The 574-nt window shown below is 45.6% G+C and carries 1 protein-coding gene; it reads left to right on the forward strand.

Annotated elements, in window-relative coordinates:
- Positions 1-558, forward strand: a 558-nt coding sequence (locus tag AB4496_RS27640; protein WP_372133196.1) for a methyl-accepting chemotaxis protein, incomplete at its 5' end; no start/stop codon positions are given.
- Between the last annotated feature and the right edge of the window lie 16 nt (positions 559-574).

Consider the following 574-nt stretch of genomic DNA (forward strand, 5'->3'; position numbering starts at 1 on the left):
ACGCACACGACTTACCAATTGAGCGATCAAGCGCAAAGCGTGAGCAAGATAATGGAAGAGATTGGTGGAATCGCTGAACAAACTAACTTGTTGGCACTTAACGCTGCGATTGAAGCGGCAAGAGCAGGCGAGCAAGGACGAGGCTTTGCAGTTGTTGCCGACGAAGTACGTGCTTTATCTGGACGAACGTCAAAGGCCACAGTTCAGATTAAAGAGAGCATCGATACCATGCTGGCGACGATTGAAAGCTGGCAGAAAGATATTCTGGCGAACAGAGACCAAACCGACGCGTGTGGTGATGTTGCGAAGGTGAGCGCAGAGCGTTTATCTGAAGTTGAAAATCTAATGCAATCGATGAATGAACTGATGCAATCTGTTGAAAGCTCTGCTCATAAACAACGTGAACTATCGAGCGAAGTAAACCTACATATGCAGTCTATCGCTTCTACCGCAGAGCAAAACCTGGTTGCAACACATTCTGTGAAAGACCACTCCACAGAGCTAAAAGAGCAAGTGAATGAGTTCTATCATTTAGCGAAGCGCTTCGAAGAAAAATAGCAGTTAGATTTTAGAA

The sequence above is a fragment of the Vibrio sp. 10N.222.46.A1 genome (assembly GCF_041473595.1).
GTDB lineage: Bacteria > Pseudomonadota > Gammaproteobacteria > Enterobacterales > Vibrionaceae > Vibrio > Vibrio tasmaniensis_A.